The organism is Nocardia colli (genome assembly GCF_008704205.1).
GTDB lineage: Bacteria > Actinomycetota > Actinomycetes > Mycobacteriales > Mycobacteriaceae > Nocardia > Nocardia colli.
Genome location: NZ_VXLC01000036.1, coordinates 48075 through 64074 on the forward strand (window position 1 = coordinate 48075; position 16000 = coordinate 64074).

14 protein-coding genes are annotated in these 16000 nt (G+C 67.7%); 1 reads left to right on the forward strand and 13 read right to left on the reverse strand.

Annotation, left to right across the window (positions count from 1 at the left end; translation table 11 throughout):
* Positions 1 to 65 precede the first annotated feature (65 nt).
* The 11 genes from F3087_RS42130 to pruA form a co-directional block, all read right to left on the reverse strand.
* Positions 66 to 1346, reverse strand: a complete 1281-nt coding sequence (locus F3087_RS42130; protein ID WP_223885769.1) for a glucarate dehydratase family protein — start codon at positions 1344 to 1346, stop codon at positions 66 to 68.
* Positions 1343 to 2794, reverse strand: coding sequence for an aldehyde dehydrogenase (NADP(+)) (locus tag F3087_RS42135; RefSeq protein ID WP_150407796.1), 1452 nt, complete (start codon positions 2792 to 2794; stop codon positions 1343 to 1345). The genes F3087_RS42130 and F3087_RS42135 overlap by 4 nt, the downstream gene beginning before the upstream one ends.
* 15 nt (positions 2795 to 2809) lie before the next feature.
* Complete coding sequence (locus F3087_RS42140) at positions 2810 to 3946, reverse strand: L-talarate/galactarate dehydratase (RefSeq protein WP_150407797.1); 1137 nt, start codon at positions 3944 to 3946, stop codon at positions 2810 to 2812.
* Positions 3943 to 4872 carry a 5-dehydro-4-deoxyglucarate dehydratase gene (kdgD, locus tag F3087_RS42145; protein WP_150407798.1) on the reverse strand — a complete coding sequence of 310 codons (930 nt, stop codon included), beginning with the start codon at positions 4870 to 4872 and terminating at the stop codon, positions 3943 to 3945. The genes F3087_RS42140 and kdgD overlap by 4 nt, the downstream gene beginning before the upstream one ends.
* 17 nt (positions 4873 to 4889) lie before the next feature.
* Entirely contained in the window at positions 4890 to 5861 is a 972-nt protein-coding gene (locus F3087_RS42150; protein WP_223885766.1) for a LysR family transcriptional regulator, read from the reverse strand.
* A complete protein-coding gene (locus F3087_RS42155) occupies positions 5858 to 6898 on the reverse strand; it encodes a lactonase family protein (RefSeq protein WP_223885767.1) in 1041 nt (346 codons plus the stop codon). Before F3087_RS42155 ends, F3087_RS42150 begins: the two co-directional genes overlap by 4 nt.
* The gene (locus F3087_RS42160; RefSeq protein WP_150407799.1) at positions 6895 to 8295 is read right to left on the reverse strand and encodes a sugar porter family MFS transporter; all 1401 of its coding nucleotides are present in this window, start codon (positions 8293 to 8295) and stop codon (positions 6895 to 6897) included. The genes F3087_RS42155 and F3087_RS42160 overlap by 4 nt, the downstream gene beginning before the upstream one ends.
* Positions 8296 to 8409: 114 nt before the next feature.
* A complete protein-coding gene (locus F3087_RS42165) occupies positions 8410 to 9207 on the reverse strand; it encodes an NAD-dependent epimerase/dehydratase family protein (protein WP_150407800.1) in 798 nt (265 codons plus the stop codon).
* Positions 9208 to 9427: 220 nt separating this feature from the next.
* Positions 9428 to 10864, reverse strand: a complete 1437-nt coding sequence (locus F3087_RS42170) for an amino acid permease (protein WP_150407818.1) — start codon at positions 10862 to 10864, stop codon at positions 9428 to 9430.
* Positions 10865 to 11029: 165 nt separating this feature from the next.
* Entirely contained in the window at positions 11030 to 11998 is a 969-nt protein-coding gene (locus F3087_RS42175) for a proline dehydrogenase family protein (RefSeq protein ID WP_150407801.1), read from the reverse strand.
* Complete coding sequence (gene pruA / locus F3087_RS42180) at positions 11998 to 13635, reverse strand: L-glutamate gamma-semialdehyde dehydrogenase (protein ID WP_150407802.1); 1638 nt, start codon at positions 13633 to 13635, stop codon at positions 11998 to 12000. The genes F3087_RS42175 and pruA overlap by 1 nt, the downstream gene beginning before the upstream one ends.
* 127 nt (positions 13636 to 13762) lie before the next feature.
* Here pruA and F3087_RS42185 point away from each other — a divergent pair, with 127 nt between their 5' ends.
* Positions 13763 to 15001 (forward strand): PucR family transcriptional regulator, encoded by a 1239-nt coding sequence (locus F3087_RS42185; RefSeq protein WP_150407803.1) that lies wholly within the window; start codon positions 13763 to 13765, stop codon positions 14999 to 15001.
* An 84-nt stretch (positions 15002 to 15085) separates the two neighbouring features.
* On the opposite strand, the gene F3087_RS42190 is transcribed toward F3087_RS42185, so the two are convergent.
* Both F3087_RS42190 and F3087_RS42195 read right to left on the reverse strand, forming a co-directional pair.
* Positions 15086 to 15388 (reverse strand): hypothetical protein, encoded by a 303-nt coding sequence (locus F3087_RS42190; RefSeq protein WP_150407804.1) that lies wholly within the window; start codon positions 15386 to 15388, stop codon positions 15086 to 15088.
* Between the two features lie 78 nt (positions 15389 to 15466).
* Complete coding sequence (locus F3087_RS42195) at positions 15467 to 15982, reverse strand: AAA family ATPase (protein WP_150407805.1); 516 nt, start codon at positions 15980 to 15982, stop codon at positions 15467 to 15469.
* Positions 15983 to 16000: the final 18 nt, after the last annotated feature.

Genomic DNA, 16000 nt, shown 5'->3' on the forward strand with positions numbered 1-16000 from the left:
AAGACCCGACAGTAGATAGCCGTATGACCATTTCGCAATCAATACGGATGCGGATCACAAGGAGTTCAGTATTTGGGCGAACCGGGTGGGCGGTAGTCCGGATCGGCGACGCGCATGGCCGCGACATCGTCGCGATCGCGCAGCGCGGGCAGTCGCTGCCAGCGCTCGTGCAGCCGGGCCAGCGCGTCCCGGTCGAGATCGATGCCCAGGCCAGGGGTGTCGGTGACCTCGATGGCGCCGTCGGTGAAGGTGAACGGATCGGTGATGACGTCCTCGGCCTGCCACGGGTAGTGGGTGTCGCAGGCGTAGTCGAGGTGCGCGACGGTGGCGGCGACGTGGGTCATCGCGGCGAGGCTGATGCCGAGGTGAGTGTTGGAGTGCATCGAGATGCCCTTGCCGTAGGCGTGGCAGACCGCGGCGAGGTCGCGGGTGGCGTGCAGGCCGCCCCAGAAATGGTGGTCGGAGAGCACGACCTGGACGGCGTTCGCGTCGAAGGCAGGGCGGATCTCGTCGACGGCGGTGACGATCATGTTGGTGGCCAACGGCATTCCGGTGCGGCGATGCAGTTCGGCCATATCGGCGACGCGGGCGGTCGGATCTTCGAGGTATTCGACGATGCCGGTGAGTTGTTCGGCGACCGTGGTCGCGGTGGCCGGTGACCAGCCGCCGTTGGGGTCCAGGCGGAGTGGATGCTCGGGGAACGCCTTGGCCAGCGCGATGATGGCCGCGACCTCCTCCTCGGGTGGGAAGACGCCGCCCTTCAGCTTGAACGAGCGGAAACCGCCGTGCGCACTGAACTTTTCGGCCAGCCGGACGACGCCGTCCGGGTCGAGGACCTCACCCCACTCGTCGGCCGGGGCGTTCGGGGTCGGGTGTTCGGCCCACTTGTAGAAGAGGTAGCCGGAGTAGTCGACGCGGTCGCGCACCTTGCCGCCGAGCAGGGCGTGCACGGGCAGGCCGAGTTCGCGGCCGTGGGCGTCGAGGGCGGCGGTTTCGAACGCCGAGACGATGCTGAGCCGGACCTTGTCGGTGGTCAGCGTGCCGCGCAGGCCGCCGGCGACCGGGTTGTCGTCGAGCAGGCGGGTGTCACCGGCGTCGAGTAGCCGGATCGCGTTGATCGCCGTGACCGGCATGCCGATCAGCTTCGGTGCGAGTTCGGTTGCGCGGGCCAGGTATTGGTGGTCGCCGTAGGTCTCGCCGAGACCCACCGTGCCGCTGTCGGTTTCGAGTTCGACGATCAGTCGCGGGGTGTAGGGCTGGTGTACGCCGCCGACATTGAGCAGCGGTGCGTCCGCGATGAGGATCGGGGTGAGGCGGACGTCGGTGATGACAGGGGACATGGTCAGTCACGCTTTCCGTCGATGCGGCGGGGGAGCCGCCACGGGTTGTCTTCGCGGAGGGCGGGCGGGAGCAAGCTGTCGGGGAAGCCTTGCCAGGCGACCGGGCGCAGGAAGCGGTCGATCGCGGCGGTGCCGACCGAGGTCGTGGTGGGGGCGGTGGTGGCCGGATAGGGGCCGCCGTGTTGTTGAGCCCAGGTGACGGTTACGCCGGTGGGCCATTCGTTCCAGATGAGCCGTCCGGCCAGGGCGGTGAGCGCGGGCAGCAGCGGGCGGACATCCTCGATCTCGCTGTCTTCCGCGAAAACCGTTGCGGTGAGGCCCGGTTCGAGTTCGCCGAGCAGCGCGTTCAACTCGGTCGCATCCGCGTACTCGACCACAAGCGCTGCGGGGCCGAAGCATTCGGTGCGCAGCAGTTCCTCGCCGGCCAGGAAATCGGCGGCGGAGATCATCAGCAGGGTCGGCGCGAGCAGATCGCCGTGCAGGTCGGGTAGCGAAAGCGCTGTGACGGAAGGATGTTCGCGCAGGCTCGTGACGCGGGAGCGGAAGCCGCCGGCGATGCGGTCGTTGAGCAGCCGTTGCCCGGGCGCCTCGCGAGCGGCCGTACGGAGGGCGTCGGTGAGGCCATGCCCGGTGGGCAGCAACAGTAGTCCGGGCTTCGTGCAGAACTGCCCGGCGCCGAGGGTGAACGAGCCGAGGAAGCCCGCCACGATCTGCCGGCTGCGCGCTCGAACCGCCTCGGGCAGCACCACCACCGGATTGACGCTGCCCAGCTCGCCGTAGAACGGGATCGGCCGGGGCCGCGAGTTCGCGATGTCGAACAGTGCGCGGCCGCCCGGCACAGACCCGGTGAAGGCCGCGGCGGCGATGGCCGGGTGCCGCAGGGCGGTGGTGCCCGCGTCGATGCCGTGGATGACCTCGAAGAGGCCGGCCGGCGCGCCCGCCTCGATCAACGCGTCCCGCACGATGACGCCGGTGCGGGCCGACAACCGCGGATGCCCAGGGTGCGCCTTGAGCACTACCGGGCAGCCCGCGGCGAGCGCGGAGGCGGTGTCGCCGCCCGCGACGCTGAACGCGAACGGGAAGTTGCTCGCGGCGAACACCAGCGTCGGTCCGATCGGGACGACGCTGCGGCGGATATCCGGGCGCGGCCCCATCGGCCACTGCGGGTCGGCGTGATCGACGGTGGCGCGCAGGAACTCGCCGTCGGCGAGCACCTCGGCGAACAGGCGCAGCTGAAATATGGTGCGCGCCAACTCGCCCCGCAGTCGCGGGCTCTCCGGGAGATGGGTTTCCTCGGCGGCGAGCGGCACCAGTTCGTCGGCCGCGGCATCGATCGCGTCCGCGGCATGCGTGAGCCACCGGGCGCGCTCTGCCGGAGTGGATTCGGCGAGTTGCGCGGCGGACCGCACTGCCGCGTCGATGATTCGGGACAGGTCGTTCGGGTCGGTATCCATGATTCCTCCGAAAGGTCAGGCGCGGGTGGAGTGTTCGGCGACGGTCCAGGCGCGTGCCCGGTCGCTGAGGGTGACACCGAGGCCGGGACGCGCCGACAGGTGCATCCGTCCGTCGGCGATCTCCAGACGTTCCTCGAACAGCGGGTCGAACCATTCGAAGTGCTCGACCCAGGGCTCCCTGGCGTAGGCCGCGGCGAGGTGGACGTGCACCTCCATCACGAAATGCGGGGCCAGTTGCAGGTTTTCGCGGTCGGCCACGCCCATCACCTTCAGGAACTGGGTGATGCCGCCGATCCGCGGCGCGTCGGGCTGCACGATGTCGGCCCCGCCCGCACCGATGAGCTGGGTGTGCTCGGCCACGCTGGTCAGCATCTCGCCGGTCGCGATCGGGGTGTCGAAGGTCGCCGCGAGCCGGGCGTGACCGTCGAAATCGTAGGCGTCCAGCGGCTCTTCGATCCATACCAGCCCGAACTGATCGAACGCCCGGCACATCCGGCGCGCGGTCGCCCGATCCCACTGCTGGTTCGCGTCGACCATCAACGGCACGCGGTCGCCGAGCTTCTCCCGCACCGCTGTGACCCGAGCCAGGTCGACGGCGCTGTCCGGATGTCCCACTTTGAGTTTGACGCCGCCGATGCCGTGTTCGAGGGACTCCGCCGCCCGATCGAGGACCTCCTCGATCGGCGCGTGCAGGAATCCGCCGGAGGTGTTGTAGCAGCGCACCGAATCCCGGTGCGCACCCAGCAGTTTCGCCAACGGCAACCCGGCGCGCTTGGCCTTCAGGTCCCACAGCGCGACATCGAACGCCGCGATCGCCTGCACCGCGAGCCCGCTGCGCCCGACCGACGCGCCCGCCCACATGAGCTTGTCCCAGATCTTGGCGATATCGCTGGGATCCTCGCCGAGCAGAACGGGCGACAGTTCCCGCGCGTGCGCGAATTGCCCCGGCCCGCCCGCCCGTTTCGAGTAACTGATGCCCAGGCCGGCGAGGCCGGACGCGGTGGTGATCTCCGCGAACAGCACCGCCACCTCGGTCATCGGCTGCTGCCGGCCGGTCAGCACCTTGGCGTCGCTGATCCCGGCCGGCAGCGGCAGCGCGACCGAGGAGATGCTGACCTCGATGATGCGGTCCAGGGTTGCCGCGCCGGTCATGCCGCGTCCGCGCCGGTGATCGTCGCGATCAGCGCCCCGAGTTCCGCGCGCTCGTCGTCGGTCAGATTGGTCAGTGGCGGTCGCACCGGTCCGGCGGGTCGGCCGATCGCAGTCAACCCGGCCTTGATGATGGACACCGCATACCCGGGCCGCCGGTCGCGAATATCGAGGTAGGGGATGACGAATTCGCGCAGGTGCCGGTAGACGGTGTCCCGATCGCGCGCCTGCACCGCGCGATAGAACGCGAGCGCGAATTCGGGCAGGAAGTTGAAGATCGCGGAAGAGTAAGTGGTGACACCCATTTCGGTGTACGGGAGGGCGAAGGTCTCCGCGGTCGGCAGCCCGCCGATGTAGGTGAGCCGATCGCCGAGCCTGGCGTAGATCCGGGTCATGGTCTCGATATTGCCGACGCCGTCCTTGAATCCGACCAGGTTCGGGCATCTTTCGGCCATCCGGGCCAAGGTCACGTCGTTGCAGGTGGCATTGGCGCGGCTGTAGAAGATGACGCCGAGCGAGGTGGCGGCGCAGATCGTGGCGACATGTTCGATCAAACCCTCGGGCCCGGCTTCGGTCAGATACGGCGGCAGCAGCAGAATGCCCTCGGCCCCAGCGACTTCCGCCGCGCGAGCCTGCTCGACCGCGGCCGCGGTCCCGGCCGTGGCCGGCGCGATGACCGGCACCCGCCCGCCGGTCTCGGAGACCGCCGCGCGCACCACCTGGTCGATCTCCGACGGCGTCAGCGAGAATCCCTCGCCGGTGCCGCCGGCCGCGAACAGCCCGGCGACGTCGTACTGCGCCAGCCAGGCGATGTGCTTGCGGTACGCGGCCTCGTCGAACGCGAGGTCCGCGTCGAAGTGCGTGACCGGGAACGACAACAGCCCCTTGCCCAGCGCGGGCCCCAATTCGTCAGCGGATAGATGCGACATAGCTTTCCTTTCGATGATCAATGAACGGGTGGCAGCGAGTCGAGCAACCGCACGACCCGCGGCAACGCCGGGTTCGCGCAGTTGCGCCGCCACACCGCGTACAGGACAACCGGATCCTCGACGCCGTCCAGCGGCCGGAACCGCACGCCGTCGGGATGCAGATGACTCGCCGTCTCCGGCACCAGCGCCAGCCCGCGGCCCGCCGCGACCAAGGCGAGCATGGTGTGCACCTGGGTCAGCTCGTGCGTCGACGTATAGGGCACGGCCGCAAGGATTCCCGCGACCAGATCGGCGAAATACCGGGCCGGGCCGGGCGCGTACACCAGCAGCGTCTCCCCGCCCAGCGCCTCGGCGGCGATCGGGCCGTCGCCGGTGAGCGGGTGCCCGTCGGGCAGGGCGAGCATGAGCCGCTCGGAATGCACCAGCTCGCAATCGAATTCGGCCCGATCGAACGGCGGCCGGGCCAACGCCAGATCCAGCTTGCCGCTGCGCAGGTTCTCGAACTGATCCGAGCTGACCATCTCGCGCAGCACCACCTCGACACCGGGCAGTCCCTGCTCGATGTGGTTGAGGAACCGCCCGAGGAACCCGAACCCGGACGCCGCGGTGAACCCGATCCGCACCGTGCCCGCCCCGCCCGCAGCGACCAGCCGCGCGGTCCCCGGCGCGCCCTCGGCCAGCGCGAGCAGCCTGCGCGCCTCGATCAGGAACACCTCACCGGCCGGGGTCAGCTGCGCCTGCCGCTGGCTGCGGTCGAACAGCTCCACCCCGATATCGCGCTCCAGCTTCTGGATCTGCCTGCTCAGCGGCGGCTGGGTCATCCGCAGCCGCTCCGCCGCCCGGCGGAAGCTGCCTTCGTCGGCCACCATGACGAACCCGCGAACCTGCTCGAGTGAGATCATGGCTGCCAGCCTGCCCGCCGCGGCCCGAAGATGCGGCTGATCCAGCAGCCACGGGCGAGTTCCGCGGTCCTCGATGCGGCGGGTCATGCGATCGGCAGGTCGATGATCACGACCCAGTTGGGGTTGCGGCCAACAGGGACGCGGTGCAGGGCAGTGAGCGCACCGGTATCGGGGTCGATGGCGTAGCTGGTGATCGCGTTGGACTTCTGGCCCGCGGCCACCAGGAAACGGCCGTGCGGGTCGATGGCGAAGCCGCGCGGCTGGGACTCGGTGGGGGTGTGGCCGAGCAGTTCGAGCGCACCGGGCATGCCGTCGACGCGGAAACCGGCGAGGGTGTCCGAAGTTCGTTCGGACACATAGAGATAGCGTCCGTCCGGCGTGACGTGCACGTCCGACGTCCACGGGCTGCCGGAAAAGCCCTCTGGCAGTACGGATGTCGAGGACACCGGAGTGAGCGTGCCGGTCACCGGATCGAACAGGTAACTACCGACCGTTCCATCCAGCTCGTTCGTCACGAACGCGACCCGGCCGCTCGGGTGGAAGACGATATGCCGCGGTCCCGCACCGAGTTCGGTGCCGACGGCCGCGGGCCGATGGGGCGTCAACATGCCCGACATTGCGTCGAACCGGTACTGCAAGAGGTGATCGCCACCCAGAACCGCCGCGAATACATGCTGATTCGACGGATCGGTGACGATCGAATGTGCATGCGGCGCAGTGCCTATGACCGAAACCGGTTGCGCCCCGACGGCACCGTTCCCGGAGATCGGATTGACCGCGATCTTGTTGCCGCTGTAGGACGCGCTGAACAGGAATCGCCCCGACCGATCGGTGGCGAGATACGCCATGTTGTCCGGCAGGGGAGTCGTGGACAATGCCGCCAGCTGGCCGCTCACCGGCTCGATGGCAAAAGCGCTGACCGAGAACGGCTCCGAACGCAGCCCGGCGTAGAGGAACCGGCGGTCCGGACTGATCGCCAACGGCATCACCGTCCCGTCCACCGGCACCGACCCCACCGGTATGAGCACACCGGTGGAGTCGAGCAGCAGCACCGAGATCTCGCGGCTGTCGGCGTTCGATACGTAGACGACAGTGCGCATCCCGGCCTCCGACAACGGATTCACGCCTTCTCCACGGCGCGCCCGCCGACCCGGGCCCGCAGATCCAGCTCGATCTGTTCCAGGCTGCGCCCGTTGGTCTCCGGCACGAACCGCTGCACCAGCACGAACAACACCACGCTGACCCCGGCGAAGCACCAGGCCGACTTGGCCAGGCCCAGATGGTCGTTCATCACCGGGAACAGGAACGTGATCGCGAACGTCGAACTCCACAGCACCACGCTGCCGACGCCCATGCCCACGCCGCGCACCCGCAGCGGGAACACCTCGGCCATCATCACCCAGACCACCGCGCCCCAGCCGAGTTCGTAACCGGCCAGGTAGACGTTGAGCAGGATCAGCGTGGTCAACCCGGTCACCGTGTGGTTGTCCACCGTGAGCACGATGACGCCGAGCAGGAACAGCGACAACGCCATACAGACATTCCCGAGCAGCAACAGCGGTTTGCGCCCCCACCGATCGACCACGAAGATCACCCACGCGGTGAACGCCACCTTGACCACGCCGAGCACGATGGCCGCCAGCAGCGAGGTCGAATTGCCGAACCCGAGATCGGTGAACATGGTTGGCGCGTAGAGGTTTACCGCGTTCACCCCGGAGAACTGCTGGCCGACAGCGAGAATCAACGCGACGATCAACGCGGGACGTGCCCATGGCGCCCACAGGTCGCGCAGGCGACCCTTCTGCTGCACGTCCAACTGGTTGACCGTGCGAATGTTGCCGAGCTCGGTGTCGATCTCCTCCGGCCGATGCGTACCGGTCAGCACGGCCCGCGCCTCGTCCTCGCGCCCCGCCTTCACCAGCCAGCGCGGCGTCTCCGGCAGCACGGTCAAGCCGAGGAACAGCACCACCGCGGGAATCGCGGCGACGCCGAACATCAAGCGCCAGTTGCCCGATCCGGACAACGCCCAGTCGACGATGTAGGCGATCAGGATGCCGGACACGATCATCAACTGGTTCAACGTCGACAACGCGCCACGCGCCCTGGTCGGGGCCAGTTCCGAGAGATAGGTGGGCACCGTCGCGGAGGAACAACCCACCGCGATCCCGGTGACGAACCGGGCGATGACCAGCACGGTCACGTTCGGCGCCGCCGCGCAGCCGAGCGCGCCGATGCCGAACACCACCGCGGCGATCATGATGGTCCGCCGCCGGCCGAGCCGGTCGGTGATCCGGCCCGCGATGGCCGCGCCGATGATCGCGCCGGCCGCCAGGCAACCGCCGATCACGCCCTTGGTCACCGAGGTCAGCTCCCAGGCGTCCTTGATGAACAGCAGCACGCCGGAGATGACCCCGAGGTCGTAGCCGAACAGGATGCCGCCGAGCGCGCCGAAGAAATAGAGGAAATGAACATTGGTGCCGAGAGCCGATTTCCGGGCCTGCACCGAGGATTTATATTGCATTGTGCTGCGCTTCTTTCGCGGTCGAGCAAGTGCCCTCAGCGTCACATGCTGAACAGGCGGTATTGCGGAAAGCGTGATGCGAACTCGGTATCGCGTAATGCGTTTCGAGTTGCGTCAGAGGGGATTGGGCGTACCCAGCGGGGTGTCCAGGAATGCGCCGCCGATAAACGCAGGCGCCGCGCCGTCGGGGATCTCCGCGGCGAATTTCTCGGCGTCGTCCAGGCTGCGATAGCCGAGCTCCTCGGCTTCCCGCAGCGACACCACCGCACGGGTATTCGCCGATACGCCCCAAATCACCCGGAAGCCAGGGCTTTCCGCGGTCAGGCACACCTCGAACAGTCGCGCGCCGTCGTCGGGCGAGAGCCACATCGACAGTCCCCGAACATCATTCGGCCGCTCGAAGCAGGATCCGATCCGAATACAGATCACGTCCATGCCGAATCGCGAGTGATACAAACTGCCCAGCGCTTCGATCGCCGCCTTGCTGAACCCGTAATAGGTATCCGGCCGCGAGGGCGCCTCTCCCGCAATGCCGTTCGCGCCCGACTCGCCGACGGCCCGGTATCCCACCGCGTGATTGCTCGACGCCAGCACGACCCGGGAGATGCCCGCCTGCCGCGCGGCCTCCAGAACGGTATGCGTCCCATCGACATTCACCGCGAGCACCCGCTCCCAGCTGTCCTCGCGGCTGATCCCACCGAGATGGATGATCGCGTCCACATCCCGGCACGCGGCCGCCATGGTGCCGGGGTCGGTAAGCGATCCGGTGACGATCTCGACCCGCTCATCCGTTGCGGGAGCGGGGAGTTCGGTCACATCCAGTAATCGCAGAATGCGGTCCGCCCGGCGTAGTCGCGGCCGCATCAGCGTGCCGATCCCACCGCCCGCGCCGGTGAGCAGAATCCGAGTCATGTGTCCTCCTGGGTCCAGCGGCGAATGTGGTTTGGATCACTCGCCGTGCGACTGCCAGAAGGCTAAGGCGCTGGACTGATGCCTGTCCAACACTCTTTCGATATCGACTGATGCCAGCCGAGCATCAGTTGTGCCCGGAAAATAAGGCTGGGTGGGCGGCCCGAAGGCCAACCCACCCAACCGGCCCGAGAGACTGGCGTCAGTGCCCCTCGGAGTTCTCTCAGACGAGCTCGGCGGTGTCCGCCGAACCCGTGCGCTCCAGCTTGGAATGCGTGCGCGAGTACAGGAAGTACACCGCGAGCCCGACGACCAGCCACACCGCGAACCGCACCCAGGTCTGCCACGGCAGCGACCAGATGAGGTAGAGCGAGAAGCCGATGCCGATCAGCGGAACCACCGGCATGAGCGGCAGCTTGAACTCGCGCGGCTCGTCCGGCCTGGTGCGCCGCAACACGATCACGGCCACCGACACCACGATGAAGGCCATCAGGATGCCGATATTGGTCAGCTCGGCGACGATGGTGATGTCCAGCAGGCCGGCCATCACCGCGGCGCCGATGCCGACGATCCAGGTCACCCGGGTCGGCACCTTGCGCACCGGATGGGTCTTGGCGAACCACTCCGGCAGCAGCCCGTCGCGGCTCATCGCGTACCAGACGCGGGTGACGCCGAGCATGAAGGTCAGCACCACGGTGACGATGCCGACGATCGCGCCGATCGCGATGATGTTCGCGATGCCCGGCATGCCGACCGACTCGAACGCGGTGGAGAACCCGCTGGTCGGGCTGATCTCGGTGTACTTCTGCATGCCGGTCAGCACCAGCGTGGCCAGCACGTAGAGCACCATCGCGATGCCCAGCGAGTAGAGGATGGCCTTCGGCAGATGCTTCTTGCCGTCCGTCGATTCCTCGGCGGCCGTGCTCATCGCGTCGTAACCGAACACCGCGAAGAACACGGTGGCCGCGCCGGTCCACACCGCGCCCTGACCGAACGGGAAGTACGGCGTGTAGTTCGAGCTGTCGATGTGGAACACGCCGAGCACCACGATCAGCACGACCAGGGCCACCTTGATGCCCACCGCGACGGTCTCGAACCGGCCGACGCTCTTGATGCCGCGCGAGAGCAGCCAGGCCGTGCCGAGACAGAACAGCATCGCGAAAACGTCCACCACGTGTCCGTCGCCGGTGCCGTGCGCACCCATCATCCAGTCCGGCAGCGTGATGTCCACCTGCCCGAGCAGGAAGCGGAAGTAGCCGGACACGCCGATCGCGACCACCGCCGCCACCGCGATGTACTCCAGCAGCAGATCCCAGCCGATGAACCAGCCGGCGATCTCGCCGAGCGAGACATACCCGTAGGTGTAGGCCGAGCCTGCCTTCGGCACCATGCCGGCGAATTCCGCGTAGCAGAGCGCCGCGGCCGCGCTGGCGACACCGGCGATCAGGAACGAGATCAGCACCGACGGGCCGGTGACGGAGTGCGCGACCGCGCCGGCGAGGGTGAAGATGCCGGCGCCGATGATGCCACCCACGCCGATCGCCGTGAGCTGCCACAGGCCGAGCGAACGGGACAGCTGCTCATCGGCAGGCCCGTCGTCCTCGACCTGTCCCATGGGTTTGCGGCGCAGCATTTGGCTGCGCAACTCCGCGATGGACATGTAGTTCCTTTCGTCCTCCACGCTCCGCGACGATGCGTAACGCAGATCACACTTCGAGCTGTGGTTACTAAATACGACCACAGCGCGACTGTGATCGGCGAGTTGGCCAAATATTGTTCAGCGTGGTTGGCCAACCGGACGGCGCGCCCTACGACACGCCGACCGTCACCGCTGACTACCGGGCTTCAACGACCGCAGGAAGAACGCCACATTGGCGGGCCGCTCGGCCAACCGGCGCATGAAGTAGCCGTACCACTGGTCGCCGTAGGGCACGTACACCCGCAGATGGTTGTGCTCCTCGACCAACCGGCGCTGCTCGGCGTCGCGGATGCCGTAGAGCATCTGGAACTCGAACTCGTCGGCCTTGCGGTGGGTCGTGTCGACACACCGCTGCGCCTCCGCGATGAGCGCCGGATCGTGGGTCGCGACCATCGGATAGCCGTCGCCGAGCATCAGCACGCGCAGGCAGCGCAGGTAGGACTCGTCGACTTCGGCGCGGCCCTGGAACGCGACGGACGCGGGTTCCTTGTACGCGCCCTTGCACAGCCGGATGCGCGAGCCGTAACCCGACATGTCCCGGCAGTCGCCCTCGGTGCGCCGCAGGTAGGCCTGCAACACGGTGCCGAGGCTGGGGAAATCCGCGCGCAGCTCGCGCACGATCCCCAGGGTCGAGTCGGTGGTCGTGTGGTCCTCGGCGTCGATGTTCACCCACACCCCGGCCTCCGCGGCGGCCGCGCAGATCCGGTGCGCGTGTTCGAGCGCGATCGCGTGCCCGTCCTTGGGCAGCGACTGGCCGAGCGCGGACAGCTTGAGCGAAACCTCCAGCGGCCGAACCGCTTCCGTCTCGATCTCGACCTCGAGCTGACTCAACGCGGACAGCATGTGCAGGTAGTGCGTGACCGTGGTGCGGGCCTGCTCGATCTCGGTGGTGTCCTCGCCGAGGTAGTCGATGGTGACGTAGCGGCCGGAGCCGAGCAGTGCCTCGACCGCGGCGACCGCCTGGTCCGCGGAGTCGCCCGCGACGAAGCGGTCGACCAGTTTCTTGGTCGTCGACATCCGGGTGATGGTGCGTTCCATGCGCGGCGAGCGGGACGCGGCCAGCATGGCGGGGCGCAGCAGCGCGGAGAAGGCCATCAGATCTCCTGGTGCGGGTAGCGGTGATCGGTCGCCGGGACGAACGTTTCCTTGATGGTGCGGGCGGAGGTCCAGCGCAGCAGGTTCTGTGCCGAGCCTGCCTTGTCGTTGGTGCCGGAGGCGCGCGACCCGCCGAACGGCTGCTGGCCGACGACCGCGCCGGTCGGCTTGTCGTTGATGTAGAAGTTGCCCGCGGCGAACCGCAGACCCTCGGTGGCCTTGGCGATCGCGCCGCGGTCGTCGGCGATGATCGCGCCGGTCAGCGCGTACGGCGAACCCTTGTCGACCAGCTCGAGGGTCTGCTCGAACGCGCCGCGGGCCGAGTCGTCGTAGACGTGCACGGACAGGATCGGGCCGAAGTACTCGGTGCTGAACGCCTCGTCGGCCGGATCCTCACCGAGCAGCACGGTCGGGTCGACGAAGTAGCCGACCGAATCGTCGGCGTGCCCGCCGGCCGCGATGGACAGGCCCGGCGTCGCCTTCGCGCGGGCGATGGCCTCGGCGTTCTTGTCGAACGCGCGCTTATCGATCAGCGCGCCGCCGTAGTTGCTGAAGTCGGTGACGTCGCCGTAGCTCAGCGTGGCCACCTTGTCGACGAACTCGCGACCCATCTTGGCCCACACCGACTTCGGGATGAACGCGCGCGAGGCGGCCGAGCACTTCTGGCCCTGGTAGTCGAACGCGCCGCGGATCAGCGCGGTGGTCAGCACGTCCGGGTCGGCCGAGCTGTGCGCGACCACGAAGTCCTTGCCGCCGGTCTCGCCGACCAGGCGCGGGTAGGAGTTGTAGTCGGTGATGTTGGCCGCGACCGAGCGCCACAGGTGCTGGAAGGTCGCGGTGGAACCGGTGAAGTGGATGCCGGCCAGGCGGCGATCCGCCAGCGCCACGTCCGAAACCTTCGGGCCCGCACCGTTGACCAGGTTGATCACGCCGGGCGGCAGACCGGCCGCCTCCAGGAGCTTCATCGTCCAGTACGCGGCGACCGACTGGGTCATCGCCGGCTTCCAGACCACGGTGTTGCCCATCAGCGCGGGCGCGGTCGGCAGGTTACCCGCGATCGCGGTGAAGTTGAACGGGGTGATCGCGTAGACGAAGCCGTCCAGCGGCCGGTACTCGACCTTGTTCCACACGCCGGGGGAGGAGATCGGCTGATCGGTCAGGATCTGCCGGGCGAAATGCACGTTGAACCGCCAGAAGTCGACCAGCTCGCACGGGCTGTCGATCTCGGCCTGGTACGCGGTCTTCGACTGGCCGAGCATGGTTGCGGCGGCGATCGTTTCGCGCCACGGGCCGGCCAGCAGGTCGGCGGCGCGCAGGAACACCGCGGCCCGGTCCTCGAACGACAGCGCCCGCCAGGCCGGCGCGGCGGCGGTGGCCGCGTTGATCGCGTCCTCGACGTCCCCGGACTTCGCGGTGGTCAGCGTGCCGAGCACGGCGGCATGCCGGTGCGGCTGCACGACCTCGATCGTCTTGCCCGAACTGCGCCGGTGCTCGCCCGCGATAACGTGGTGCACCTCGGTCGGGGTCGCGCCGAGCTCGGCCAGCTTCGCCTGCAACCGTGTACGTTCCGCACTACCGGGCGCGAACGTGCCGACCGGCTCGTTGACCGGCCGCGGTGTGGACACGATGGCGTCCATGATTCCTCCTGCTGGATGTGGCAACTCTGAGGTCAGGCGAAGTCAACACCGGAAAAACGCGCGGGAAATGGGCTAAAAGGACAAAGATGGGATGAGTGTGTTGTCGAGTTGGCCGAAAGGCGTAGACGTGGCTGTTGATAGTGGGCTGGTTGCCGCGGACATCGACCTGTTCGGTCTGGCGCAGATCGTGGCGCAGAACGCGGGCGGCATGGTGTCGATCGAAGACCCGCAGTCTCATGTGCTGGCGTATTCCGCCTCCGACGAGGCGGCCGACCCGATGCGGGTGATGTCGATCCTGGGGCGGGAGGGGCCGCGCGAGTATCTGGCGGTGCTGCGGAAGTGGGGAGTGTTCGATCGGCTGCGGCAGACCGACGAGGTCATCGATGTGCCCGAGCATGAAGAGCTGAACATCAAACGCAGGCTCGCGGTGAGCGTCCGGCATCCCGCCGACGGGGCCGCGCGGGCGCCGCGGGTGCTCGGCACGATCTGGTTGCAGCAGGGGGATCGGGAGTTCAAGCCGGATGCGGCGGAGATTCTGCGCGGGGCTTCGGCGATTGCGGCGCGGCTCATTTCGCGCAGTCTGGATGCGCCGTCGACCGAAGCGTTGCTCGTGCAGCGGTTGTTCGGTGTCGGTGGGCCGGTTGATGTCGCGACGGTCGCCACTGCGTTGAATCTGCCGTTGACCGGTCCGGCGGCCGTGGTCGGTTTCGCGCTCACCGCTACCGAGACCGCGCCTGCTACTGAGCCTTCCGCGCTGGGCAACATGCTTCGGTTGCGCGCCAGTTCATTTCGCAACGACTCGGTGACCGCTACGCTCGGCGACCGCGTTTACGTGCTGCTGCCGAGCTACAAAGCCGCGCACGCGGTCACAGCGTGGACTCGCCAGCTGGTCGAGCAGCTGGAAACCAAACGCGCACTGGCACTTCGGGCAGCCATCGCCTGCCCCGTGCCCGAGCTGGGCGGTGTCGCCGCCGCGCGGCGCGAGGTCGACCGAGTGCTCGACAGCACCGTCGCCACCTATCCTCGCGGGCGCGTAACCACCCTCGCGGACTCCCGCACCGCCGTCCTGCTCGGCGAAATCCTCGACCTCGTCGGCACCCGCCCCGAACTGCACGACCCCCGCCTGCGCGCCCTGTCCGACTACGACCGCAAGCATTCCGCCAGCCTGCGCGAGAGCGTCGACATCTACCTGCGCGAACACGGCGACGTCCGCAACGCCGCCTCCGCCCTCCAGGTGCACCCGAACACGTTGCGCTACCGCATCCGCCGCGTCGAAGAGATCCTCCGCATAGACCTCACCGACCCCGCCGACCGCCTACTCCTGGAAATCCAACTAGCCCTGCACCGCCGCGAACACGGCCGCTGAGCCAGCCGCACGGCTTCTGATTTCCCGCACCGAGAATCGCATGCAATTCTCGGTGCGAGAAATCAGGAATGGTGCGGCTGTGCGCTAGCACTTTCCGGTGGCGGCGTCTCGGATGCCGGCGATGGTGGACTGGCGGTCCACCTCGCTGAGTGATGGCCATTGCGCTGATTGCGGGAGCATCGAAATCGTCTCTTCCGCAGTCTTGTTCGCCGACTCCTGGCTGACGTCCTTCAGCTTGCTCAACACCGGCAGATAGTTCTGGCACGACGAACCCCGCACCTGAGCATTCAACGTAGGCGTGGCCGGCGCGGCATCCTTCCCTCCCGAAGAACTACACCCGGAAAGCGCCAACACAACCCCGACAGCCAGCAAGGCAATGCTTTTCATTCACGATCTCCTCATCAGAATGGGGAGACCCTACCCGCCCCCACCACCCCCGTCCACGCAACTGGAGGCCTTGGACGGTCAGGTGGTGCCGGCGGCGATGTGGGTGGCTACCTGGGTCGGGGTCAGCTGGGTTGTGTCGATGACTTCGGCTTCTTCGCCTTGCCAGATCTGTGCTGCCGCGTAGGCGTCGAGGTGGTCCAGACGCCATTGGCGGGCGATGGTTTCGACGGTGTCGGATTCGATGCGGCGGGTTAGTTCAGCGCGGTCCGCGTGCAGGACGATGTGGCGCAGGGGGATTGCGGCCTGTTCGAAGCCGGTGCGGATCTCTTGCCAGTACTGGTGGGTGAGAACAGATTGCGGGATGACCAGGGTGCCGCCGACGTAGTCGAGGACCTGGGTGGCGGTGGCGACGACCAGTTGCCGCCAGGGGCGCCAGTCTTGGAAGTTCTGCACGGGCTCGGAGGCAAGGACGTGGCGGAGCATGTAGCCGACATATTCGGAGTCGAAGATTCGCGACTCGGGCAGGAGAGTGGTGAGTTCTTTTGCGGTCGTGGTCTTTCCGGCGCCGAAGGTTCCGTTCAGCCAGATGATCATGCCGTTCAGGGTAGTCAG

Coding starts and splice junctions, on each gene's coding strand:
- F3087_RS42160 (WP_150407799.1), bottom strand. CDS start 8,295: ATGCAATATAAATCCTCGGTGCAGGCCCGGAAATCGGCTCTCGGCACC.
- F3087_RS42190 (WP_150407804.1), bottom strand. CDS start 15,388: ATGAAAAGCATTGCCTTGCTGGCTGTCGGGGTTGTGTTGGCGCTTTCC.
- F3087_RS42165 (WP_150407800.1), bottom strand. CDS start 9,207: ATGACTCGGATTCTGCTCACCGGCGCGGGCGGTGGGATCGGCACGCTG.
- kdgD (WP_150407798.1), bottom strand. CDS start 4,872: ATGTCGCATCTATCCGCTGACGAATTGGGGCCCGCGCTGGGCAAGGGG.
- F3087_RS42140 (WP_150407797.1), bottom strand. CDS start 3,946: ATGACCGGCGCGGCAACCCTGGACCGCATCATCGAGGTCAGCATCTCC.
- F3087_RS42135 (WP_150407796.1), bottom strand. CDS start 2,794: ATGGATACCGACCCGAACGACCTGTCCCGAATCATCGACGCGGCAGTG.
- F3087_RS42195 (WP_150407805.1), bottom strand. CDS start 15,982: ATGATCATCTGGCTGAACGGAACCTTCGGCGCCGGAAAGACCACGACC.
- pruA (WP_150407802.1), bottom strand. CDS start 13,635: ATGGACGCCATCGTGTCCACACCGCGGCCGGTCAACGAGCCGGTCGGC.
- F3087_RS42175 (WP_150407801.1), bottom strand. CDS start 11,998: ATGGCCTTCTCCGCGCTGCTGCGCCCCGCCATGCTGGCCGCGTCCCGC.
- F3087_RS42150 (WP_223885766.1), bottom strand. CDS start 5,861: ATGACCCGCCGCATCGAGGACCGCGGAACTCGCCCGTGGCTGCTGGAT.
- F3087_RS42170 (WP_150407818.1), bottom strand. CDS start 10,864: ATGTCCATCGCGGAGTTGCGCAGCCAAATGCTGCGCCGCAAACCCATG.